The sequence below is a fragment of the Pseudomonas sp. NPDC087615 genome (assembly GCF_044743445.1).
Classification (GTDB): domain Bacteria; phylum Pseudomonadota; class Gammaproteobacteria; order Pseudomonadales; family Pseudomonadaceae; genus Aquipseudomonas; species Aquipseudomonas baetica_A.
In genome coordinates this window covers 1-23107 of sequence record NZ_JBIUWM010000011.1, presented here as the reverse complement: position 1 = coordinate 23107, position 23107 = coordinate 1, and the positions used below count along the sequence as shown (strand labels likewise).

Below are 23107 nucleotides of genomic sequence, written 5' to 3'. Positions count from 1 at the left end.
ACGGCTGAAATACCCGCGCCGCGACCGGCTTCTGCCGTCGCGGCGTTTTGCCATTCAAGTCACCGTCCCAACGATGGGCGGTGCTGACATCATTGAGTAAGGAGCGCATTCATGGCTGTTGGTCTTGGTCCTTTGCCAACGTTGCACCCGGTTGCCGGTTTTGAACTCGGTATCGCCTCGGCCGGCATCAAGCGCCCTGGGCGCAAAGATGTCGTGGTGATGCGCTGCGCTGAAGGTTCGACCGTGGCGGGCGTGTTCACGTTGAACGCTTTTTGTGCTGCGCCTGTGATCCTGGCGAAACAACGCGTGCAGAACGCTGTGCGCTACTTGCTGACCAACACCGGCAATGCCAACGCCGGCACCGGCGAGCCAGGCCTGGCCGCTGCTGAGCGCACTTGCGCCAGATTGGCTGAGCTGACTGGCGTCGACGCCAATCAGATCCTGCCGTACTCCACCGGTGTCATCGGCGAGCCACTGCCGGTCGAAAAAATCGAAGGTGCCTTGCAAGCCGCGCTGGATGATCTGTCCGAAAACAACTGGGAAGCGGCCGCCACCGGCATCATGACCACCGACACCCTGCCCAAGGGGGCCAGCCGCCAGTTCCAGCATGACGGCGTGACCATCACGGTAACCGGCATCAGCAAAGGCGCAGGCATGATTCGCCCGAACATGGCGACCATGCTCGGCTACATCGCGACCGACGCCAAAGTCGCCCGCGACGTGCTGCAAAATCTGATGCTCGACGGCGCCAACAAGTCGTTCAACCGCATCACCATCGACGGCGACACCTCGACCAACGATTGCTGCATGCTGATTGCCACCGGCCAGGCTGCTCTGCCGGAAATTACCCGTGCCGAAGGCGAACTGTTTGCCAAACTCAAGCAAGCGGTGTTCGAAGTGTGCATGGACGTGGCCCAGGCCATCGTGCGTGACGGCGAAGGCGCGACCAAGTTTGTGACCGTTGAAGTCAACGGCGGCGGCAATCATCAGGAATGTCTGGACGTCGGTTACACCGTGGCGCACTCGCCGCTGATCAAGACCGCACTGTTCGCCTCCGATCCGAACTGGGGTCGCATCCTGGCCGCTGTCGGCCGTGCCGGCGTGCCGGAACTGGATGTGAGCAAGATCGACGTGTTCCTTGGCGATGTGTGCATCGCCAGCCGTGGCGCTCGTGCTGAGACCTACACTGAAGCGCAAGGCTCGGCGGTGATGCAGCAGGAAGAGATCACGATCCGTATCGAGCTGGGTCGCGGCGATTGCAGCGAAACGATCTGGACCACCGACCTGTCGCATGAATACGTGAAGATCAACGCCGAATACCGGACTTGATCCAATGGCCGGGTGTGAGCTGCTCGCGAAGACGGCAGTCCAGACACCACAAGTCCCAAAGCTTTTCCTCTGACGAAAAGGCGCCAAAACCATGTCCATGCACCTGATCATCGGCGACAAACTGCTTTCTTCATGGTCGCTACGTGCCGCCCTGGCCGTTGAACTGACCGGCGCGCCTTACAGCGAAGAACGGGTCAAACTCGGCAAGCCCGACACCCGTGAGCAACTGCTCAAGCATTCACCGACGGCCAAGGTGCCGCTGCTGAAAACCGCGCGCGGCACCATCGCCGATTCGCTAGCGATTGCCGAATACCTGGCCGAGCAGTTCCCGTCCGAGTCACTCTGGCCGACCGACATCGCGGCCCGCGCCCAGGCCCGATCCGCCTGTGCACAAATGCACAGCGGCTTCTTCGCCATGCGTAACCACATGCCGTTCAACCTGAGCCACGATGCGCCGCTGAACCCGGTGCCGCCGGAGGTGAAGGTCGATATCGAACGCATGCTCGCGTTGTGGGCCGAATGCCGTGCTGTCGCCACCGAAGAAGGGCCGTACCTGTTTGGCCGCGTGAGCCTGGCCGATGCGTTCTTCGCCCCGATTGCCGTGCGTCTGCGCACCTATCAGGTGAAGCTGCCCGCGGCTGACGAAGCCTATGTTGAAACCGTCTACCAATGGCCGGCCTTCAAGGCATGGCAGAAGGCTGGACTGGAGGAATTGACCCCGTGAAACGTGTACACGTCGCTGCTGCCGTCATCCGTGACGACAGTGGCAAGATTCTCATCGCCCGCCGTGCCGATACCCAGCATCAGGGTGGTTTGTGGGAGTTCCCCGGTGGCAAGGTCGAGGCTGGCGAATCAGTTGAAAGCGCGCTGGCCCGTGAGCTGCAGGAAGAGTTGGGTATCGTCGTTGGCGCTGCCCGGCCATTGATCAAAGTGCGCCATGACTATCCAGATAAGCAGGTGTTGCTGGATGTCTGGGAAGTCTCGAGCTTCAGCGGCGACCCCCATGGCGCCGAAGGCCAGCCATTGGTCTGGGTGAGCGCCAAGGAACTGGCGAATTATGAGTTCCCGGCCGCCAACCAGCCGATCGTTGCGGCGGCGCGGTTGCCTGCTGAGTACCTGATCACCCCGCAAGACCTGGAAACTGCGGCGTTGTTGCGCGGCATCCAGAAGGCGATTGCTGGCGGGATCAAGCTGATCCAGTTGCGCGCGCCCAATGGCTATGACCCGAAGTACCGCGATCTGGCGGTAGACGCCGCCGGTCTGTGTGCCGGTAAAGCGCAGTTGATGATCAAAGGGCCGTTCGAATGGCTCGGTGATTTCCCGTCTGCGGGTTGGCATATCACTTCTGCGCAGTTGCGCAAATACGCCGCGGCGGGTCGCCCGTTGCCGGCGCAGCGTTGGTTGGCGGCGTCTTGCCATAGCGCAGAAGAGTTGGCTCTGGCCGAGCAGATGGGGGTGGATTTCGTGACCCTGTCGCCGGTGCAGCCGACGTTGACTCACCCGGATGCGCCGCCGCTGGGCTGGGAACAGGCTTCGGCGTTGATCGAAGGTTGCAGCAAACCGGTGTTCCTGCTCGGCGGCGTTGGTCCGGCGCAGCGGGAGAAGGCTTGGGGGGTTGGTGCTCAGGGTGTGGCGGGGATTCGGGCGTTCTGGCCAGAGAGCTGAAATATGTGGTGATGCTGCTGGCCTCTTCGCGAGCAAGCCCGCTCCCACAGTTGATCGGGTTCCTTTAATTGGAATGCAATCACCTGGGGGCTTGCTCGCGAAGGCGTCCGGTCAGGCGCTACTGTCCTGAAGGTTTTGCAGCAGGCTGCCAAAGAATCTCCGCCACCCCCTGCCGCCGCGCAATCAACCGCGCCGCGACAAACAACAAATCCGACAGCCGATTGATATACGCCAGCCCAACCCCGGCCAACGGCTCAATTGCGTTCAAATGCTGACAGCGTCGCTCGGCACCCCTGGCCAGGCTTCGACACACATGGGCCTGAGCGATCAACATCGAACCGCCTGGCAGAATGAAATTCTCCAGCGGCCCCAACTCCTCATTCCACACGTCAATCGCCGTTTCCAGCCGTTCGATTTCCGCTGCGTTCAGCGCCTGATATTCCGGCATTGCCAACTCGCCACCCAAGTCGAACAGCCGATGCTGACAAGGCGCCAATACCTCGATCAGTTCACTCAGGCGCGGATAGGTCTCGCGCTCGGCAATCAGGCCGGCCAGTAATACGCCGACCTGACTGTTCAGCGTATCAACCTCGCCAATCGCCTCGATGCGTGGGTGATCCTTCGGCACGCGGCGGCCATCGCCCAGGCCGGTTTCGCCGGTGTCGCCGGTGCGGGTGTAAATCTTCGACAGGCGAAAGCCCATGGGTTACCTCGATAGTTGATGGGTTTCAGCCGCAATGGGCGCAGGTTGGGCCAACGGAAGGCGCAGGGTGAAGCAGGTGTCCTGGCCCGGCGCCGATTGCACTTCCATCTGCCCTTTGTGGTTATTGGTGATGATGAAGTACGACACCGACAACCCAAGGCCTGTGCCCTGGCCGACTTCCTTGGTGGTAAAGAACGGTTCGAAAATGCGTTTACGCACGTTCTCGCTCATGCCGATGCCGTTGTCCTCGACCTGAATCTCGGCCCACGGTGGATTGAGCTTGGTACGCAGAATGATTCGCCCCGGCTCGCTGTCGTCTTCGCGCTGGTGAATCGCTTGCGCGGCGTTTTTCAGCAGGTTGAGCAGGACTTGTTCCAGTTCGTTGGCCGTGCCTGGAACCGGGCCGAGCGCAGGGTCGAACTGACGGATGATCGCCTGTCCCTTGAAGTCAAAACCGATGGCCAGATCGAAGTCGTTGCCAGCGATTTCCACCGCTTGATCAATCAGCGCCGGCAAATCACACGGGGCCAGTTGTCGGGTGCTACGACGGCTGAAGCTGAGCATGTGGGTGACGATTTTCGCCGCCCGGGCACCGGCCTGCTGAATGCCATCGAGCAATTTCGGGACTTCTCGGCCCTGCAGGTAGCGGTTGACCGTGTCGAGTTCAATGCCCAACTGTTCGGCGGTTTCGAGGTTCTTCGGCAGGTCCGGCGACAGGCGCCGGCGGATGTTCTGCACGTTGTGCAGGATTGCGCCCAGCGGGTTATTGATTTCGTGGGCCATGCCTGCGGCGAGACCGCCGACCGAGAGCATTTTCTCGGACTGCACCATCATTTCTTCCAGCGACAGGCGTTGGGTGATGTCGTCGATGCGGATCACCACGCCCCGCCCGGCGCCGCCCATCAGCGGGTAGAAGGTCAGGGCGTAGTGCTTGGGCTCGTCGTCCTTGAACCAGGTTACGCGCTCGATTTTCGCTACCGTGTGTTGCTCGACGGTTTCCTTGAGCTGCGGCAGAAACGGCTTGAGCGGTTCGAACGCCAGGAAGATCGGCTGGTTCAGCGCTTCGTCGAGTCGCGTGCCGGACAGGGCACTGGCTTCCTGGTTCCACTGGGTGACGTAGAGCTGCTCGTCGAGGGCGATCAGCGCCGAGGGCATGGAGTCGATGATGCTGTTGAGGTAGTTCTGGAAACCGGTGAGTTTTTTCTCGATCTTGCTGCGCACCTGGACTTCCAGTTCCAGTTTACGGTTGGTGTGCCGGGTTTCTTCGGCAAGCCCCTGGGCCTGATCGAAAGCGGCTTGTGAGTCGTCGCGGGCGCGTTTGAGCTGCTGTTCGCGGGCTTCGATGCGCGAGAGCATGGTGTTGAACGCCTCGGCAAGGCTGCCGATTTCGTCGTGGTTACCGCGCGAAGCACGCAGGGCGTAGTTCTCTTCGCGGGTGACTTGGCGCGAGAGTTCTTCAAGTTCGTGGATCGGGCGGGTGATCAGGCGTTTGATCTGCCGGGCAATCACCAGCCAAAGCAGCACACTGAAAATCAGGATGCCGAGACTCGCGGTGAGCGTGCCGGTGTAGAACGCCATCGGCAATTCGCTGCTGGCCACCAGCAACAGATGACCGGGTGAAGTGCCAGGGCGGGGCAGGGTGATCAATTGATTGCTGCGAAACTCGGTCAGTTGCCAGGCTTCGATGTGCCGATCGTGTTCCGGCAAGTTGAGCTTGTCACCATGCTGCACTTGCGCCAGTCGTTCGCCATTGCCGTCATACAGGGCGGCGGCGCGTAATGGTGAATAGCTGTCGAGCTCCTTGAGCAGTCGTTCGGCGCTCTGCGGTGATTGCAGGGCTTCGCTGACCAGACTTGGGTTGGCAATCAGCCGGCCGATGGTCTGCAAGGCTTGCGGGGCCATGCTTTCCTGGGAGATGTAATAAGCGGCGCTGATAAAAGTCAGGTTGGCGACGAGCAAGACAGTGGTCAACAGCACCAGCAGGGCGGCCAGCAGTTTCTGGCCGACGGGCAGGTTTTCGAGGCGCTGGCGCAATGGCATCAGGTTTATCGCAGCAAAGGAACAAGTGGCCAGCGTAGCCGCTGCTCAGTCGCTGGGCAATCCGAGGCTGCGCAGATGAGCGACCAGTCGATGCTGCAATTGGCTGAGGTGCGGCAGATTCAATTGGTGGCGTGCGGCGACTTTGCAGGCGTGGCCCAATAGATAGCTGATCTCGGTGCGGCGCTGGTTGGCCACGTCCTGATACATCGATGAGTAATTGGCGGCGGTGGCCTGGATCACTCGTTCCACTTCCTGTTGCAGGTTGTCGGCGGCTGCCGGTTGGCCGCAACGCTGAAGCAACTCCGCCAGTTCTGCGCACAACGTGGCCACTTCGCAGTGGTGCTCCTGCAAGCCGCCGTTGCGGCAGTTGTGCAGCACGGTCAGCGGATTGATCGCGCAATTGAGCGCCAGCTTGCGCCACAACCGGGTGAGGATGTCGGTGCTCCATTCATGGGGGATGTTCGCTGCGTCCAGATCATCCAGCCAGATCGGCGCTACCGGGTGAGCGGCATCGCCGAGCCAGGTGTAACCGTGGCCGGCAAACACCACGCGCCAGTCACCATCGCGGAACGCGCCTTCGGTGCTGGAGGCACTGATGCAGCGTGCTTGCGGCACTTGCGCGGCGACAGCGTCCTGGCTGCCCAGGCCGTTTTGCAGCAGGATCAGTTCGGCATCCGGCGCCAGGCGCGGGGCGAGCAGGGCGACAGCGCTTTCGGCATCGTAGGCCTTGCAGGCCAACAACAGGCGACGGATCGGTTCTGGGCTGTCCGGCGTTTCGCCGGGAACTGCATAAGTCTTGGCTTGTCCTTGTTCCACGAGGGTTAATCCGCCGGCTGCCTGATAGCTGTGCAAGCGCATCGCGTCCCGCACGATCAGCCGGACCGGCAAGCCAGCGCGAGCCAGCCGCGCAGCCCAAAGGGTGCCGAGACTGCCGGCGCCAAGAACATGCCAAGGGATAGACATCAGTTTTTTGCTCGATTGGTTGCAGGCATGTGCGGCTCGCCGTGTCGGTAAGAAAAGACCCGTTATAATGAGCCCGATTTTAACCGCAAGCCAAGCGCGCTCGATCCTCATCGAGCGCGCCTTTTTATTGGAGAGATTACATGCCGTCGTTCGACGTGGTATCCGAACTGGACAAACACGAACTCACCAACGCGGTCGAGAACGCCGTGAAGGAACTCGATCGTCGTTATGACCTGAAAGGCAAAGGCAGCTTCGAGTTCAAGGAAAAAGACCTGACCGTCAACCTGACCGCTGAAGCCGATTTCCAGCTGGAGGCGATGATTGAGATCCTCAAACTGGCCCTGGTCAAGCGCAAGATCGATGTGCAGTGTCTTGAGGTCAAGGACGCTTACGCATCGGGCAAACTGATGAAACAGGATGCCGTGCTCAAGGAAGGTATCGACAAGGAACTGGCGAAGAAGATCGTCGGCCACATCAAGGACGCCAAGCTCAAGGTACAGGCCGCCATTCAGGGCGAGCAGGTGCGCGTTACCGGCAAGAAGCGTGATGACCTGCAAGAAGCCATCGCGGCTCTGCGTGCCAAGGAATTCGGCATGCCGCTGCAGTTCAACAACTTCCGCGACTAAGCGCTATCCGCGCAATCTGTGGGAGCGGGCTTGCTCAAGCACGCGGTGTGTCATTGAGCAATAAGGTTCACTGAGGCACCGCCTTCGCGGGCAAACCCTCTCTCACTCGGATTTTATTTTCCCCGGCGGGTCTTTGCGCTACTTATTCTTTGCGTGCCGCGTAGCCGGAAATCAGGAGATACAACATGGATTTGAATGCTGAGGTGGACAACCTGGTCAGGGTATCCCAAGCGTGGATCCCGATGATCATGGAATACGGCAGCCGTGTGCTACTGGCAGTGATCACGTTGGCCATCGGCTGGTGGCTGATCAACAAGGTCACGCGCAAGCTCGGTGGCTTATTGGCTCTGCGTAACGCCGACCTGGCGCTGCAAGGCTTTATCAGTAGTCTGGCCAACGTCATTCTCAAAGTGCTGCTGATCGTCAGCGTCGCTTCGATGATCGGTGTGGAAACCACCTCGTTTGTTGCAGCCATCGGTGCTGCCGGCCTGGCCATCGGTCTGGCATTGCAGGGCAGCCTGGCTAACTTTGCGGGCGGCGTGCTGATTCTGCTGTTCCGTCCGTTCCGTATCGGTGACTGGATTGAGGCGCAAGGCGTGTCGGGTACGGTCGACAGCATCCAGATTTTCCACACCGTGCTGCGGACCGGCGACAACAAAACCATCATCCTGCCGAACGGCAACCTGTCGAACGGCATCATTACCAACACCAACCGTCAGCCAACCCGTAAGGTTGTGTTCGATGTGGGTGTGGATTACGAAGCCGATCTGCAGCAGGCGCGTCAGGTGCTGCTGGATCTGGCCAAGGATGAGCGTGTTCTGCAAGATCCAGCGCCACAGGCGGTGATTTCGACCTTGGGCGACAGTTCGATCACGGTTTCCCTGCGAGCGTGGGTTAAAACCGCGGATTACTGGGATGTGATGTTCATGTTTAACGAACAATCACGGGATCGCTTGAAGGCTGCAGGGATTGATATTCCGTTTCCACAGCGAGTCATTCGTGTGGTTCAGGAAACGGCGCCGCAATAACATCTGAGTTACAACCTGAAGGTTTCGTCAGTGTTGCATTGTTAGGTTGCTATCTAACTAGCAACAATTAAAGACTGTATGAAACCAGATACAAAAAAAACGCTCACCTGGATCAGGTGAGCGTTTTTTTGTTGCCGTCTTCGAACTAGCGCTGAATTACAAAATGCTCAGCGGGTATTCGATGATCAGGCGGGTGTCGTTGTTGTCGTTGCCGTTGATGCCGTTATAAGAGGAGTTTGCACGGTAGATCGCGCTACGCAAGCGGAAAGACAGATCTTTGGCCGGACCGCTTTGCATAACGTACTTGGTTTCGAAGTCGAACTCGTGTTCTTTACCTTCTTCGGCGCCTGTGGTGATGTTGTCACCCCGGACGTAACGAGTCATGAAGCTCAGGCCAGGAACGCCGTAGGTTTTCATGTTCAGGTCGTAGCGAGCCTGCCAGGAACGCTCATCTTGGCCGTTGAAGTCGGAGTATTGGATGGAGTTGGCGAGGAAGATAGTGCCGCCGCCGTCAACGCCGTAAACATAACCGGTGTCACCGGTAGAGCGCTGGTGAGCCAGGGTGAACTTGTGAGCGCCGATGCTATAGGCAGCTGCGAGGGACCAGATGCGGTTGTCAACATTGCCGCTCAGTTCTTGACCCTGGCTCTTGGAGCGATAGCCGTTGAAGTCGAAGTTCAGGGACTGATCTTCGTTGATCGGCAGGGTGTAGTTAGCGTTTATGTATTGCTTCTTGAAGTAGTCATCTACATCGGAAGCAGCCACGCCAGCTACAAAGTTGTCGGTGAACTGGTAGGTAGCGCCGGCAATGTTGGCACTGGTCAGGCCTGGGTTGTGCGGTCCGTTGATGCTGTCGCGGCCCATACCAGTCTGCGAGCTCAGAGCGGAGAAGCGACCGGCGGTCAGCTCCAGACCTTTGATTTCTTTACTAGTGATGATGGTGCCGGTAGCAACTTCTGGCAGCAAGCGGCTGTCGTCTGTCGAGAAGACAGGGCTGGCAACGTATTGGTTACCATATTTCAGGACAGTGTCGGACAGACGGAACTTAACTGCACCGCCAACCTTCGATTGGGTGTCTTCTGGCCGGCCTTCGCTATCACGACCGAACATGCCGTTACCGGTACGGCCACGGCCGCTGTCCAGTTTGATCATGCCATTGGCCAAGGCATCTACACCGACACCTACGGTGCCCTGAGTAAAGCCCGACTCGTACGTAGCACGTAGGCCGAGACCAGTCTCTTCGCGATAACTTTGCGAAGTGCTAGGGTTGTTTTTGAAATCACGGTTCATGTACAGCATACGGCTGTGAACATTCAGGCTCTGATCTTCAAAAAAGCCCTTGGATTCCTCTTGGGAAGACGCCATTGCGAACTGCGAGGTGCCTGCTGCAACAGCCAGGGCGATCATGCTCCACTTCATCACGCGCATCGTGATTTGCTCCTTTGGTTTTTAGAAGAGTACTGCCGTCCCACCTGTTTTATTATCTGGGCGGCTCTTTCTTTTTGTGTCGGCGCAAACTTATATCACGCTGACAATGTTGGCGATACTTGCGAGTCCAACCTTTCACCTTCTTTACGACACTGTCGCAGATGGCTGGGTAGATGTCGCAAATTCACAGTACCGATGCAATCGGACCGACAACTTTTCGCTGTTTTTCTAGCCTTTTGCATCGCTAAAAAAGAGTCCCTGGCAAAACACTTGAATCTCCATCGGGCAGCCTTGCCACTGTTTTTGTTGGTCTTAAGGCTCCCACGTCCCGTGGTGCGCTTAGAGTCCATATGAGTACGAATGCAACAAGCGTGCACAAACCGCAATTTCGGTGTGGCTTTTTTTCTGAACGCCTGTTTTTACCTGTAAAAGCCTCATAAATACTGGGCGAAAAGCCCCTCGGTTCTCAGGGCTTGACGCGATTGTTCTTATGGTGTTGCCGTGCCGTTGCAAGCGCGTGACAACCAAAAACGTTACCGGTTCACCCCACAGGTGAGTATTTTGCGGATGCCCTGCGCACTGAGCGTAGACGCATTGTGCGGTTTTGGTGCAAAAAATTTAACAGGCTGTACCGGATTCATGCAGTTCGGGTTGAGGTTGATCGCTAGTGCTTCAGGATTTTCGGTCCATTTTGTGTGCTGCTCTTCAATTCGGGGGCCGTGCTGGTGCAGGGTGTCGATAAATGTCCCATCTCGGGGCGTTCGGATAATGTCCAGCGGCGTTGTCGTCGTGAAGACGGGCGCATTCGCAGGTATGCTGCCTGTCTGTCGCTTGGCGCGCCGCCCTCGGGCGAGGCCGCTAAGCTGAATTATGTAGATCAGCCGGGAGTGCGCGCAGTGTTTGCTTTAGATTCACGACTACAACAGGACACCCTTGCCATCGGCGACTTTCCGCTCTGCCGGCTGTTGCTGTCCAACGACGCCAGCTACCCGTGGTTTATCCTGGTGCCTCGTCGTGACGATATCAGTGAGTTGTTTCAGTTGGATGTCGCCGATCAACAGCAGTTTTGGTTGGAAACCACCGCATTGGCCGAGTTGCTCAAAGACTTGTTCGATGCCGACAAAATGAATGTCGCAGCGTTGGGTAACGTGGTCAGCCAGTTGCACATGCATGTGATAGTGCGAAAACGCGATGACGCCGCTTGGCCAGCGCCTGTGTGGGGCAAGCACCCGGCCACGCCTTATAGCAGCGAAGAGGTAGCTGCTATTCGCGATCGATTGCGTGTCGTGCTGACCGATGATTTCACCTTTGTGGAGGGCTGAGGCATGAGTCTGGAACAACGCGTTAACGATCTGGAAAGCCGTTTGGCGTTTCAGGATGACACCATTCAAGCGTTGAACGACGTGCTGGTGGCGCAACAACGGGTAGTCGAGCGCCTGCAATTGCAGATGGCCGCACTGCTCAAGCGTCAGGAAGAAATGGTCGGGCAGTTCAGCTCTTTCGAAGAAGAAGCGCCACCACCGCACTATTGAGGTGGGCACTTTTCGTTGGGCAAAAAAAACCGCGAACAGCAAGCTGTTCGCGGTTTTTTTATGCCTTGGATCAGCGACGCGGCAGAGCCGCGATCACGTCCTCGGCTTGCAGGCCCTTGTCCCGGTTCATCACCGAGAACTCTACGCGCTGGCCTTCGACCAGAACGCGGTGGCCTTCGCCACGGATCGCGCGAAAGTGCACGAAAATATCATCGCCGGAATCCCGGGAGATAAAGCCGAAGCCTTTGGACGTGTTGAACCACTTGACGGTGCCGGTATCGCGGTTGGTCATGTCGTAGCTGGTTGGCGCCGCGGCAGGTGAAGATCTATAGAAGCTGACGGCCAGGTGCAGGATTACGGCTGTCAGGGCAATCACCAGGCTGAACAACACGGCTGGTTGGCCGGCGATGACGGGCATCGGCGCGATCAGGGTCAAGGTTTGCAGGACGACAGTCAGCACCAGAAGCGCACTGACCAGGTTTTGCAGATGCTGGCGCGGGCCTTTGTTCCAGTAAGGAATCACTGGAGCAATCACCAGGTTCAGCAGGCCGAAAAAGGCCAGGTAAAGTGCATCGGGTTGTTGCAGGTAAGGAACGGCTTCGGATTTCAAGCTGGGTATGAACGACAGCAGCAATGCTGCTGCGCCCATTAGCAGGTGGACGATTTTCAACATTTTGAATGGCTCACTTTATAACGGCTCACAAGGAAGAGCTGAAGATGCACGGTTCGCTTCGGGACAAAATAAGAGGCGGTGGACACGTACACGGCATCAGCCTATGCGCGAAACCCCGAAAAATGGGGCGTAGCGACACACTGCCTATTTAACAGCAAAGCCTGCTGCTACTCAAATCAGCCCGGCCAGCGGCACAGCACCGGTCTTTTTGTCGCAGCCTGTTCAGGTTTTCGAGGCTGCGGGCTGGCGACAGCCTTGCTAGAGTGGGCCTGCACCTGTTGGATGAATTCAATCGCCGTTAGGGGGTAAACATGGCAATCGATATCGGTATCAGTGAAGAGGATCGCAAGTCCATCGTCGAGGGACTGTCGCGTCTGCTGTCGGACACCTACGTGCTGTATCTGAAAACCCATAACTTCCACTGGAACGTCACAGGTCCGATGTTCCGTACGCTGCATTTGATGTTCGAAGAGCAGTACAACGAGCTGGCGCTGGCCGTGGATCTGATCGCCGAACGCATTCGCGCGCTGGGCTTTCCGGCGCCGGGCGCCTATGCCACTTACGCACGTCTCTCCTCTATCAAGGAAGAGGTGGGCGTGCCAAGCGCCGAGGACATGATCAAACAATTGGTCGACGGGCAGGAAGCCGTGACCCGCACCGCGCGCGGTATCTTCCCGCTGCTCGACAAGGTCAGCGATGAGCCGACTGCCGACCTGTTGACCCAGCGCATGCAGGTTCACGAGAAAACCGCTTGGATGCTGCGCGCTTTGCTCGAAGCATAACCCTGGCACGCGAGCAGGTCTGCGGACTGCTCGCGTGCTGTCCGGATTCGTACCTGTGTCGTTGGCTTATCCTACGGTGATGGTCACCAAGTCATCTGGATATAACTTTGCGTCTGCGCTTTTATGAAGTCACAGGATGTGGCTTTGAAAACAAGCAGAGATGGCAAAGGAGTGTCACCGATATGGTAGAGGGAGACAGGCGGGGCGACAGGATTGTCGGCTTGCCACATGAGTTGAAAGTCGATCCGTTCGTCAACGAATTCGATATGTCATTGATTCAGCCGTTGTCCCGATCCGTGCGTTTGAACGGATACGCGACATGCCTGCGACTTGAGCAGGTTTACTGGAACATCCTCGGCAATATGGCCGCAGACAATTGTTGTTCGATCAGTTCGCTGTTGTCCCACGTTGATCGTGAGGTGCATCTGCGTCATGGCGGCGTGAAAAATTTCAGCGCTCTGGTTCGAGTGGTGTGCGTCATGAACGGGGTCAAGTAAACAACACCGGTCAATTCGCTCTGACACAGTGGTTGCAAACGAGGTCGCGGCCTGTGCAGTCTTACGGCTGCACAGGCCGCATTTAATGGATATAATCCCGCTCTTTCGCCGCAAAGCCCTGCTCGCGGTGGCAATCTGATCGCCGAGACACCCCCATGCCGATGTACGATTATCAATGCGCTTCCTGTGGTCATCAGTTGGAAGCCATTCAAAAGATCAGCGAGGCACCGCTGGTCGACTGCCCTGCCTGCCAGGCGCCAGAGCTCAAGAAACAGCTGTCCATGCCCGGCTTTCGCCTTAGCGGCAGCGGTTGGTACGAAACCGATTTCAAGACCGGAACCAAGAAGAATCTGGCCGGTGGCGACAAATCTGACTAGGGTTCAAACCCCGGTCGAACGACACGCGTGAGTTTCCGTCAGTCGCACAATGCTTGAGTGCGGCCGGATCTCCACCGAATTTCGAATTACGAGAAGCGAACCACTACCATGATGCGCAGCCACTATTGCGGCCAACTGAACGAAAGCCTGGAAGGCCAGGAAATTACCCTTTGCGGATGGGTTCACCGTCGTCGCGACCACGGCGGGGTGATTTTCCTCGATATCCGTGATCGTGATGGTCTGGCTCAGGTGGTATTCGATCCGGATCGCGCCGAGAGCTTCGCCGCCGCCGATCGCGTGCGCAGTGAATACGTCGTGAAAATCACCGGTAAGGTTCGCCTGCGTCCGGCCGGTGCCACCAACGCCAACATGGCGTCGGGCATGATCGAAGTCCTGGGCTACGAACTGGAAGTGCTGAATGAGTCGGAAACCCCGCCGTTCCCGCTGAACGAGTTTTCTGACGTTGGCGAAGAAACCCGCCTGCGCTATCGCTTCCTCGACCTGCGTCGCCCGGAAATGGCCGAGAAGCTGCGTCTGCGTTCGCGCATGACCACCAGCATCCGTCGCTTCCTCGATGAAAACGGCTTCCTCGACGTGGAAACACCGATCCTGACCCGTGCTACTCCGGAAGGCGCGCGTGACTATCTGGTGCCGAGCCGCACCCATGCCGGTTCGTTCTTTGCTCTGCCGCAATCGCCGCAACTGTTCAAGCAACTGTTGATGGTGGCCGGCTTCGACCGTTACTACCAGATCGCCAAGTGCTTCCGCGACGAAGACTTGCGCGCTGACCGTCAGCCGGAATTCACCCAGATCGACATCGAGACCAGCTTCCTCGATGAAAAAGAGATCATGGGCCTGACCGAAGAAATGATCCGCAACCTGTTCAAGGAAGTGCTGGGTCTGGAATTCGGCGATTTCCCGCACATGACTTTCGAAGAGGCCATGCGTCGTTACGGTTCCGACAAGCCAGACCTGCGTAACCCGCTGGAACTGGTCGACGTTGCCGATCAGTTGAAAGAAGTCGATTTCAAGGTGTTCAGCGGCCCGGCCAACGATCCGAAATGCCGTATCGCTGCGTTGCGCGTTCCAGGCGGGGCGAGCATGCCGCGCAAGCAGATCGACGATTACACCAAGTTCGTCGGCATCTACGGTGCCAAGGGCCTGGCGTACATCAAGGTCAACGAGCGCGCTGCTGGTGTTGAAGGTCTGCAATCGCCGATCGTGAAAAACATCCCGGAAGACAAGCTGAACGTGATCCTCGATCGCGTTGGCGCAGTCGATGGCGACATCGTGTTCTTCGGCGCCGACAAGGCCAAGATCGTCAGCGAAGCGCTGGGTGCACTGCGCATCAAGCTCGGTCACGACTTGAAGCTGTTGACCTGCGAGTGGGCGCCAATGTGGGTCGTCGACTTCCCGATGTTCGAAGAAAACGACGACGGCAGCTTCTCTGCGCTGCACCACCCGTTCACCGCGCCGAAGTGCACGCCGCAAGAGCTCGAAGCCAACCCGGCTGGCGCTCTGTCGCGCGCGTACGACATGGTGCTGAACGGCACCGAACTGGGTGGCGGTTCGATCCGTATCCATCGTAAGGAAATGCAGCAGTCGGTGTTCCGTCTGCTGGGTATCAACGAAGCGGAACAGGAAGAGAAGTTCGGCTTCCTGCTCGACGCGCTGAAGTACGGTGCGCCGCCGCACGGTGGTCTGGCCTTCGGTCTGGACCGTCTGGTAATGCTGATGACCGGCGCCCAGTCGATCCGTGAAGTGATCGCCTTCCCGAAAACCCAGAGTGCTGCCGACGTGATGACGCAAGCACCGGGCGTGGTGGACGCCAAGGCATTGCGTGAGCTGCACATTCGTTTGCGCGAAACGCCAAAGGCTGAGTAAGACGGGCCTGAAGGCGCATCTTCGGATGCGCCTTTTTTCTTTCTGTAGAAAGCAGGTCGAGATTTTTTGTTTGCTGGCTGCGCGACGTGCGCGGCGGGCGACGTTTCAAAGAGAATTCGGAGCGAGTTATGGCAGGTCATTCCAAGTGGGCGAACATCAAGCACCGCAAAGAACGTCAGGATGCCAAGAGAGGCAAGATTTTCACCAAGTGGATCCGCGAGTTGACCGTTGCGGCCCGTCAGGGCGGCGGTGATCCGGGTTCCAACCCGCGTCTGCGTCTGGCCCTGGACAAGGCGCTGAGCGCGAACATGAGCCGCGACATCATCGATCGTGCCGTTGCGCGTGGCGCCGGTGCGACCGAAGCGGACAACGTCGAAGAGCTGACCTACGAAGGATACGGCCCTGGCGGCGTGGCGGTGATGGTTGAATGCATGACCGACAACCGTAATCGCACAGCAGCAGCGGTACGCCACGCGTTCAGCAAATGTGGCGGTAACCTCGGTACTGACGGTTCGGTGGCGTATCTGTTCGAACGCAAGGGGCAGATCAGCTTCGCGCCGGGCGTTGACGAAGACGCGTTGACCGAGGCGGCTCTGGAAGCCGATGCCGACGACGTGGTCACCCACGAAGACGGATCGATCGATGTTTTCACCTCGTTCACCAGCTTCTACGCCGTACGAAACGCGCTGGAAGCGGCCGGGTTCAAGGGGGATGACGCGGAAATCGTCATGCAGCCGACCACCAGCGCTGAACTGGATCTGGACGGCGCGGAAAAGGTGCTCAAGCTGATCGACATGCTTGAAGACCTGGATGACGTGCAGAACGTCTATTCCAACGCGGACATCCCGGAAGACGTGGCCGCTCAGCTCGGTTAAGAGCGACTAGGCTTGAATGTGGGAGCGGGCTTACTCGCGAATGCGGCGTATCAGCAGATTTAAATGCTGAATGACACACCGCTTTCGCGAGCAAGCCCGCTCCCATATTGGTTATTCGTCGTTTTGAAATTCGTGTTTTCACCGAATCTGCAGGCGTTATGACTTTAATTCTTGGTATCGACCCCGGTTCGCGTATCACCGGCTACGGCATTGTTCGCGATACCGGACGCGGCGGCTGCATTTATGTGGCCTCGGGTTGCATTCGCACCGGTGCTGGCGAATTGCATGAGCGTCTGCAAATCGTCTATCGCGGTGTGCGTGAAATCATTCAGACCTACGGTCCTGTCACCATGGGCATCGAAAAGGTGTTCATGGCGAAAAACGCCGATTCGGCGCTGAAGTTGGGGCAGGCCCGTGGAGCCGCGATTGTCGCCGGCGCAGAAGAATGTCTGGAGATTGCCGAATACACGGCGACCCAGGTCAAGCAGGCCGTAGTCGGCACTGGCGCGGCGAATAAAGAGCAGGTGCAGATGATGGTCATGCACATGCTCAAGCTGACCAGCAAACCGCAAATCGATGCATCCGATGCCCTGGCGATTGCCATTTGTCACGCGCACACCCGCTCCAGCCTGTTGCCGCATGGCTTGGGAACAGCACGCAGTCGTGGCGGGCGCCTGCGTCTCTGATAGCATCAGCATCAAATTTACGGAGTGAGAGGTTTGGCGCCTGTGTTGTCGGCCCGACTTCTTCGCTCTGACTGTCGCTAGCCCACGGCTGGCCAACGCTCAAGGATCTGAAACGTGATTGGACGCTTGCGCGGCACCCTGGCTGAGAAACAGCCGCCGCACCTGATTCTGGATGTAAACGGCCTCGGGTATGAGCTGGAAGTGCCCATGACCACCCTTTACCGCCTGCCGTCGGTCGGTGAGCCGCTGACCCTGCACACCCATTTGGTCGTACGCGAAGACGCGCAGTTACTCTATGGTTTTGCCGGCAAGCGTGAGCGAGACTTTTTTCGCGAGTTGATCCGTCTCAATGGTGTCGGGCCAAAACTGGCGCTGGCATTGATGTCGAGTCTGGAAGTCGATGAATTGATCCGCTGCGTGCAGTCCCAGGACACTTCGGCGCTGACCAAGGTGCCCGGCGTCGGCAAGAAAACCGCCGAGCGTTTGTTGGTCGAACTGAAAGATCGCTTCAAGGCCTGGGAAACCTCGCCGGCCATGTTTGCCCTGGTGCCGAACCAGCCGGACGGCCCGGCGCCGGTCAATACCGCCGAAAACGATGCGGTCAGCGCACTGATTTCCCTGGGCTACAAGCCGCAGGAAGCGAGCAAGGCGATTTCCGCGATCAAGGACAAGAATCTGAGCAGTGAAGACATGATCCGCCGCGCCCTGAAGGGAATGATTTAAGTGATTGAAGCTGATCGTCTGATTGCTGCCGCGCATAGCCCGCGTGAGCGCGAAGAAGTCCAGGATCGGGCCATTCGTCCGGTCAGCCTGGCTGACTACATTGGCCAACCGACCGTGCGCGAGCAGATGGAACTGTTCATCCAGGCTGCCCGTGGCCGTAGTGAATCGCTCGACCACACGCTGATCTTCGGTCCGCCGGGGCTGGGTAAAACCACGCTGGCCAACATCATCGCCCAGGAAATGGGCGTGTCGATCAAGAGCACTTCGGGCCCGGTGCTTGAGCGCCCCGGTGATCTGGCCGCGTTGTTGACCAATCTTGAACCGCACGATGTGCTGTTCATCGACGAAATCCATCGTCTGTCGCCGATTGTCGAAGAAGTGCTGTACCCGGCAATGGAGGATTTCCAGCTCGACATCATGATCGGTGAAGGGCCGGCGGCGCGTTCGATCAAGCTTGATCTGCCGCCGTTCACCTTGGTCGGTGCGACCACCCGCGCCGGCATGCTGACCAACCCGCTGCGGGACCGTTTCGGTATCGTTCAGCGTCTTGAGTTCTATAGCACGGCGGATCTGTCGACGATTGTCAGTCGTTCGGCGAATATCCTTGGCCTGCCGCTGGATCCGGAAGGCGCCTTCGAAATTGCTCGTCGTGCCCGTGGTACGCCACGCATTGCCAACCGCCTGCTGCGCCGGGTGCGCGATTTTGCTGAAGTGCGGGCCAAGGGGCATATCACCAAATCGGTTGCCGATCTGGCGCTGAACCTGCTGGATGTCGACGAACACGGTTTCGATCATCAGGACCGGCGTTTGCTCCTGACCATGATCGAGAAGTTCGATGGCGGTCCGGTCGGGATCGACAGCCTTGCTGCCGCGATCAGCGAAGAGCGCCACACCATTGAAGATGTGCTGGAACCTTACCTGATTCAGCAGGGCTACATCATGCGCACACCGCGGGGCAGGGTAGTGACGCGCCATGCGTACCTGCATTTCGGTTTAAATGTTCCGTCACGAATGGGTGAGATGCCCGTGGTAGACGAGTTTCTCGATGCTGTGGACGATTAATACACATTTGTTGTCGATTTATTCAGGGTTTGTACTGTCAGAGGACGGTACTTTTGCGGCAAAGCCTTTGAACAACGAAAAAACAGTTGCCTGGCCGGATTGGCAACCTGAGGAGTAAGCACTAGAGTATGCGCGCGCAAAACGGGCTTGAGCCGTTCGCACATCGTTGTCGCGTTTATTACGAGGACACCGATGCGGGCGGCATCGTGTATTACGTTAATTACCTCAAGTTTATGGAACGGGCTCGAACCGAGCGGCTCCGCGAGCTGGGCTTTGCCCAATCGCAGCTGGCAGGGGAGGACCTGTTGTTTGTCGTGCACTCCAGCGAAGCGCGCTACCACGCGCCGGCGCGACTGGACGACGAATTGCTGGTAAGCGCTGAAGTAATCGAATTGAACCGTGCCAGCCTGCGCTTTAAACAGCAGGTCAGGCGGGCTACGGATAATGTGCTGCTCTGTGAAGGGCAGTTTTTGGTGGCCTGTGTGCGCACTAACAGTTTGAAACCCCGGGCCCTTCCCGAAGACCTGCGTGCGGCCTTTGCCGACGCGGGTGGCCCGGGTACACACTCAAAGCAGGAGATAAAGCGTGGAAGCTAACGTCGTCGACCATTCCTCCATGTGGAGCCTGGTCAGCAATGCCAGCATCGTGGTGCAGTTGGTAATGTTGACTCTGGTGGCCGCATCGGTGACCTCATGGATCATGATCTTTCAGCGCAGCAACCTGCTGCGTGCCGGTCGACGTGCCCTGGAGAGCTTCGAAGAGCGCTTCTGGTCGGGTATCGACCTGTCCAAGCTATACCGTCAGGCGGGCAGCAACCCGGACCCGGATTCGGGTGTGGAGCAGATTTTTCGCGCCGGCTTCAAAGAGTTCTCCCGTCTGCGCCAGCAGCCAGGTGTCGACCCTGAAGCGGTGATGGAAGGTGTGGCCCGAGCCATGCGCGTCGCCATCTCCCGTGAAGAAGAGAAACTGGAGCAGAGCCTGCCGTTCCTCGCCACTGTGGGTTCGGTCAGCCCGTACATCGGTCTGTTCGGTACCGTTTGGGGCATCATGAACTCCTTCCGCGGTCTGGCCAGCGCCCAGCAAGCGACCCTCGCCACGGTGGCTCCGGGTATCGCTGAGGCTTTGATCGCCACGGCGATCGGTCTGTTCGCCGCGATTCCGGCCGTTATTGCTTACAACCGTTTCTCTGCACGCAGCGAAACCTTGCTGAGCCGCTACTACACCTTCGCCGATGAATTCCAGGCGATCCTGCACCGCAAAGTGCACACCAGCGAAGAATAAGCAGGTAATTTCCAATGGCTTTAATCGCTCGAGCTCGCAAAAAGCGCAAGCCGGTTGCCGAGATGAACGTAGTGCCCTACATCGACGTGATGTTGGTGCTGCTGGTCATCTTCATGGTGACCGCGCCGATGCTCAATCAGGGCGTGAAAGTTGATCTGCCCAAGGTTTCCAGCGAAGCCTTGCCGCAGGACAACAACACCCAGGTCCTGACCATTTCGATCAAGGCTGACAAGACCTACTACTGGAACCTTGGCAGTGAAGTCGACACCGAGAAGCAACAGGACAGGGCCATGACCCTGCCGCAAATGACCGATGCGGTGACCAAGATCATTCGTGCCGGCAACGAAGGCGGCAAGCGTACTCAGGTCTTTATCCGTGGCGACAAAACCGTTGACTATGGTGCCGTCATGGGCGCCATGGGCGGGTTGCAGAAAGCCGGGGTCGGTAATGTTGGTTTGATTACCGAGGCCCCCTGATGCGGCAACAGAGAGAGCCGTCCGCCTCGGAAAGCTTCTTCTGGCCTAGTGTCTGGGCGATTGTCTTGCACGTGCTGGTGTTCGGCATGCTGTTTGTCAGTTTTGCCTTCACACCGGAACTGCCTCCGGCCAAGCCGATTGTCCAGGCGACCCTGTATCAACTGAAATCGAAAAGTCAGGCAACCACCCAGACCAATCAGAAGATTGCGGGTGAGGCGAAGAAATCCGCCGCACGCCAGACCGAAGTCGAGCAGATGGAACAGAAAAAGGTCGAGCAGGAAGCGGTGAAAGCTGCGGAACAAAAGAAAGAAGAAGCGGCTCAAAAGGCCGAGGAAGCCAAGAAGGCCGACGAGTCTAAAAAAGCGGACGAGGCGAAAAAGGCTGATGAAGCCAAGAAAGCCGATGAAGCGAAGAAGACCGCCGAAGCCAAGAAGGCAGAAGAGAAACAATTGGCTGATATAGCCAAGAAGAAAGCCGAAGAAGAAGCGAAAAAGGCTGCTGAAGAAGAGGCTAAGAAAGCGGCCGCTGAACAAGCCAAAAAGAAGATCGTCGAAGACGCGAAGAAGAAAGCCGCCGAAGACGCCAAGAAGAAAGCTGAAGCTGAAGAGGCGAAGAAGAAAATCGCCGACGACGCGAAGAAGAAAGCGGCTGCCGATGCTGCGAAGAAGAAATCGCAGGAAGCGGCACGTAAATCTGCTGAAGAGAAAAAGGCTCAGGCCCTGGCAGATTTGCTTTCCGATACGCCGCAGCGCCAGCAGGCCTTGCCTGATGAGCAGGGTGACGAAGTCGCGGGCAGTTTCGATGACTTGATTCGTGCGCGAGCAGCGGAAGGCTGGGCACGCCCACCTTCAGCGCGCAAAGGCATGACGGTCGTGTTGCAAATCGGCATGTTGCCGGACGGCACGGTGACTACGGTCAACGTGTCCAAGTCCAGTGGCGATGGTCCGTTCGATGCTTCGGCAGTGGCGGCAGTGAAGAATATTGGACGTTTGACAGAAATGCAGGGAATGAAGCCGAGCGATTTCGCTCCGTATCGTTCATTCAAGATGACATTCACACCTGAGGATCTAGCCTTGTGAGAAACCTTCTTCGAGGAATGCTGGTCGTGATCTGCTGCATGGCAGGGATCGCGATGGCTGATGAAAAGAACATTCTGGTCACCAGCGGTAGCGATCGGGCCACCCCGATCGCTGTAGTGCCGTTCGGTTTTCAGGGCGGTGCTGTTCTGCCGGACGACATAGCTGAGATCATTGGTAACGATTTGCGTAACTCGGGCTACTACTCGCCGATTCCAAAGCAAAACATGATCAGTCAGCCAAGCCAGCCGAGCGAAATCATCTTCCGTGACTGGAAGGCGGTAGGTGCTCAATACATGATGGTCGGCAGCATCGCTCCGGCAGGCGGTCGCCTGCAGGTCCAATGGGCACTGTTCAACGTTGCCACCGAGCAGAAAGTCGCTGACGGCAGTGTTTCCGGTACGACTGAGCAACTGCGCGACATGGCGCACTTCATCGCTGACCAGTCGTTCGAAAAGCTCACCGGTATCCCGGGTGCGTTTTCGACGCGTCTGCTTTACGTGACGGCGGAGCGCTTCTCCGAGAAGAACACTCGCTACACCCTGCAGCGTTCGGATTATGACGGTGCCCGTGCCGTGACTCTGCTGCAATCGCGTGAGCCGATCCTGTCTCCGCGTTTCGCTCCGGATGGTAAACGCATCGCCTACGTGTCGTTCGAGCAGAAGCGTCCGCGCATCTTCATGCAGAACATCGACACCGGTCGCCGTGAGCAGATCACCAACTTCGAAGGCCTGAACGGCGCGCCAGCCTGGTCGCCAAATGGCGATCGTCTGGCATTCGTGCTGTCCAAAGACGGTAACCCGGATATCTACGTGATGAACCTTGCTTCACGTCAGATCACCCGTGTAACCGCAGGTCCTGGCATCAATACCGAACCGTTCTGGGGCAAAGATGGCTCGACCATCTACTTCACCTCGGACCGTGGCGGCAAGCCGCAGATCTACAAAACCAGCGTAAGCGGCGGTGGTGCTGAGCGTGTGACCTTCATTGGCAACTACAATGCCAACCCGAAGCTTTCGGCTGATGAGAAGACCTTGGTGATGATCCATCGCCAGGACGGTTTCACCAATTTCAAGGTGGCGGCCCAGGATTTGCAGCGCGGCAGTGTAAAGATCCTCACTGATAGCACTCTGGACGAGTCACCCACTGTTGCGCCCAACGGCACCATGGTAATCTACGCCACCCGCCAGCAGGGCCGGGGAGTCTTGATGCTCGTGTCCATTAATGGACGCGTTAGGCTCCCGCTTCCTACCGCTCAAGGCGAAGTCAGAGAACCGTCCTGGTCCCCTTACCTGAAGTGAGCGGGCGCTACACGTTTTACTTAACACACTGGGGTTCATTAGGAGTTTCACGATGGAAATGCTGAAGTTTGGTAAATTTGCTGCGCTGGCTCTGGCCATG

At 58.0% G+C, this 23107-nt stretch carries 25 protein-coding genes; 20 read left to right on the top strand and 5 right to left on the bottom strand.

Annotated features, from left to right (window positions below):
• The first annotated feature begins 111 nt into the window (after nucleotides 1-111).
• The 3 genes from argJ to ACIOU6_RS07920 all read left to right on the top strand — a co-directional run bounded on the left by argJ (nucleotide 112) and on the right by ACIOU6_RS07920 (nucleotide 2994).
• Nucleotides 112-1329: a bifunctional glutamate N-acetyltransferase/amino-acid acetyltransferase ArgJ gene (gene argJ / locus ACIOU6_RS07930; RefSeq protein WP_221730675.1), complete on the top strand. Its 1218-nt coding sequence runs from the start codon at nucleotides 112-114 to the stop codon at nucleotides 1327-1329.
• A 91-nt stretch (nucleotides 1330-1420) separates the two neighbouring features.
• Nucleotides 1421-2053, top strand: coding sequence for a glutathione S-transferase family protein (locus tag ACIOU6_RS07925; protein ID WP_401135194.1), 633 nt, complete (start codon nucleotides 1421-1423; stop codon nucleotides 2051-2053).
• The gene (locus tag ACIOU6_RS07920; RefSeq protein WP_221730677.1) at nucleotides 2050-2994 is read left to right on the top strand and encodes a Nudix family hydrolase; all 945 of its coding nucleotides are present in this window, start codon (nucleotides 2050-2052) and stop codon (nucleotides 2992-2994) included. The genes ACIOU6_RS07925 and ACIOU6_RS07920 overlap by 4 nt, the downstream gene beginning before the upstream one ends.
• A gap of 118 nt (nucleotides 2995-3112) precedes the next feature.
• Here ACIOU6_RS07920 and ACIOU6_RS07915 read toward each other — a convergent pair whose 3' ends face one another.
• From ACIOU6_RS07915 to ACIOU6_RS07905, 3 genes are read right to left on the bottom strand one after another with little or no spacing between them, the layout of a single operon-like run.
• Nucleotides 3113-3697 carry a cob(I)yrinic acid a,c-diamide adenosyltransferase gene (locus ACIOU6_RS07915; RefSeq protein WP_401135192.1) on the bottom strand — a complete coding sequence of 195 codons (585 nt, stop codon included), beginning with the start codon at nucleotides 3695-3697 and terminating at the stop codon, nucleotides 3113-3115.
• A gap of 3 nt (nucleotides 3698-3700) precedes the next feature.
• A complete protein-coding gene (locus ACIOU6_RS07910) occupies nucleotides 3701-5737 on the bottom strand; it encodes an ATP-binding protein (protein WP_401135190.1) in 2037 nt (678 codons plus the stop codon).
• 45 nt (nucleotides 5738-5782) lie between these two features.
• Nucleotides 5783-6700, bottom strand: coding sequence for a putative 2-dehydropantoate 2-reductase (locus ACIOU6_RS07905; protein ID WP_401135187.1), 918 nt, complete (start codon nucleotides 6698-6700; stop codon nucleotides 5783-5785).
• A 140-nt stretch (nucleotides 6701-6840) separates the two neighbouring features.
• On the opposite strand from ACIOU6_RS07905, the gene ACIOU6_RS07900 reads away from it, so the two are divergent.
• Both ACIOU6_RS07900 and ACIOU6_RS07895 read left to right on the top strand, forming a co-directional pair.
• Nucleotides 6841-7326, top strand: coding sequence for a YajQ family cyclic di-GMP-binding protein (locus tag ACIOU6_RS07900; RefSeq protein ID WP_027619814.1), 486 nt, complete (start codon nucleotides 6841-6843; stop codon nucleotides 7324-7326).
• A 185-nt stretch (nucleotides 7327-7511) separates the two neighbouring features.
• Nucleotides 7512-8354: a mechanosensitive ion channel family protein gene (locus ACIOU6_RS07895; protein WP_221730681.1), complete on the top strand. Its 843-nt coding sequence runs from the start codon at nucleotides 7512-7514 to the stop codon at nucleotides 8352-8354.
• 156 nt (nucleotides 8355-8510) lie between these two features.
• On the opposite strand, the gene ACIOU6_RS07890 is transcribed toward ACIOU6_RS07895, so the two are convergent.
• Nucleotides 8511-9782, bottom strand: coding sequence for an OprD family porin (locus ACIOU6_RS07890; RefSeq protein ID WP_221730682.1), 1272 nt, complete (start codon nucleotides 9780-9782; stop codon nucleotides 8511-8513).
• Nucleotides 9783-10678: 896 nt separating this feature from the next.
• Here ACIOU6_RS07890 and ACIOU6_RS07885 point away from each other — a divergent pair.
• Nucleotides 10679-11104: an HIT family protein gene (locus tag ACIOU6_RS07885; protein ID WP_401135291.1), complete on the top strand. Its 426-nt coding sequence runs from the start codon at nucleotides 10679-10681 to the stop codon at nucleotides 11102-11104.
• 3 nt (nucleotides 11105-11107) lie between these two features.
• Nucleotides 11108-11314: a SlyX family protein gene (locus tag ACIOU6_RS07880; protein WP_221730683.1), complete on the top strand. Its 207-nt coding sequence runs from the start codon at nucleotides 11108-11110 to the stop codon at nucleotides 11312-11314.
• A 70-nt stretch (nucleotides 11315-11384) separates the two neighbouring features.
• Here ACIOU6_RS07880 and ACIOU6_RS07875 read toward each other — a convergent pair whose 3' ends face one another.
• On the bottom strand, nucleotides 11385-11987 hold the full coding sequence (locus ACIOU6_RS07875) for a cold-shock protein (RefSeq protein ID WP_221730684.1): 603 nt from the start codon (nucleotides 11985-11987) through the stop codon (nucleotides 11385-11387).
• 311 nt (nucleotides 11988-12298) lie between these two features.
• Between ACIOU6_RS07875 and ACIOU6_RS07870 the strand changes: the two genes are divergently transcribed.
• From ACIOU6_RS07870 to tolB, 13 genes are all read left to right on the top strand, one after another.
• Nucleotides 12299-12769 (top strand): Dps family protein, encoded by a 471-nt coding sequence (locus tag ACIOU6_RS07870; protein WP_007912745.1) that lies wholly within the window; start codon nucleotides 12299-12301, stop codon nucleotides 12767-12769.
• 182 nt (nucleotides 12770-12951) lie between these two features.
• Complete coding sequence (locus ACIOU6_RS07865) at nucleotides 12952-13266, top strand: ribbon-helix-helix domain-containing protein (protein ID WP_221730685.1); 315 nt, start codon at nucleotides 12952-12954, stop codon at nucleotides 13264-13266.
• A 155-nt stretch (nucleotides 13267-13421) separates the two neighbouring features.
• Nucleotides 13422-13643, top strand: coding sequence for an FmdB family zinc ribbon protein (locus ACIOU6_RS07860; protein ID WP_064119106.1), 222 nt, complete (start codon nucleotides 13422-13424; stop codon nucleotides 13641-13643).
• A 108-nt stretch (nucleotides 13644-13751) separates the two neighbouring features.
• Nucleotides 13752-15527: an aspartate--tRNA ligase gene (aspS, locus tag ACIOU6_RS07855; protein ID WP_221730686.1), complete on the top strand. Its 1776-nt coding sequence runs from the start codon at nucleotides 13752-13754 to the stop codon at nucleotides 15525-15527.
• A 128-nt stretch (nucleotides 15528-15655) separates the two neighbouring features.
• Nucleotides 15656-16402, top strand: a complete 747-nt coding sequence (locus ACIOU6_RS07850; protein WP_122589593.1) for a YebC/PmpR family DNA-binding transcriptional regulator — start codon at nucleotides 15656-15658, stop codon at nucleotides 16400-16402.
• Between the two features lie 158 nt (nucleotides 16403-16560).
• Nucleotides 16561-17088, top strand: a complete 528-nt coding sequence (gene ruvC / locus ACIOU6_RS07845; RefSeq protein ID WP_007962095.1) for a crossover junction endodeoxyribonuclease RuvC — start codon at nucleotides 16561-16563, stop codon at nucleotides 17086-17088.
• A 114-nt stretch (nucleotides 17089-17202) separates the two neighbouring features.
• Complete coding sequence (gene ruvA / locus ACIOU6_RS07840) at nucleotides 17203-17811, top strand: Holliday junction branch migration protein RuvA (RefSeq protein WP_123467207.1); 609 nt, start codon at nucleotides 17203-17205, stop codon at nucleotides 17809-17811.
• A complete protein-coding gene (gene ruvB, locus ACIOU6_RS07835; RefSeq protein ID WP_221730687.1) occupies nucleotides 17812-18873 on the top strand; it encodes a Holliday junction branch migration DNA helicase RuvB in 1062 nt (353 codons plus the stop codon).
• Nucleotides 18874-19001: 128 nt separating this feature from the next.
• Nucleotides 19002-19469, top strand: coding sequence for a tol-pal system-associated acyl-CoA thioesterase (gene ybgC / locus ACIOU6_RS07830; RefSeq protein WP_123530109.1), 468 nt, complete (start codon nucleotides 19002-19004; stop codon nucleotides 19467-19469).
• Nucleotides 19459-20154, top strand: coding sequence for a protein TolQ (gene tolQ, locus ACIOU6_RS07825; RefSeq protein WP_007912733.1), 696 nt, complete (start codon nucleotides 19459-19461; stop codon nucleotides 20152-20154). The genes ybgC and tolQ overlap by 11 nt, the downstream gene beginning before the upstream one ends.
• A 23-nt stretch (nucleotides 20155-20177) precedes the next feature.
• The gene (tolR, locus tag ACIOU6_RS07820) at nucleotides 20178-20630 is read left to right on the top strand and encodes a protein TolR (RefSeq protein WP_221730777.1); all 453 of its coding nucleotides are present in this window, start codon (nucleotides 20178-20180) and stop codon (nucleotides 20628-20630) included.
• Nucleotides 20630-21709, top strand: coding sequence for a cell envelope integrity protein TolA (gene tolA / locus ACIOU6_RS07815; RefSeq protein WP_401135177.1), 1080 nt, complete (start codon nucleotides 20630-20632; stop codon nucleotides 21707-21709). Before tolR ends, tolA begins: the two co-directional genes overlap by 1 nt.
• 17 nt (nucleotides 21710-21726) lie before the next feature.
• The gene (gene tolB / locus ACIOU6_RS07810; RefSeq protein WP_221730778.1) at nucleotides 21727-23007 is read left to right on the top strand and encodes a Tol-Pal system beta propeller repeat protein TolB; all 1281 of its coding nucleotides are present in this window, start codon (nucleotides 21727-21729) and stop codon (nucleotides 23005-23007) included.
• Nucleotides 23008-23107: the final 100 nt, after the last annotated feature.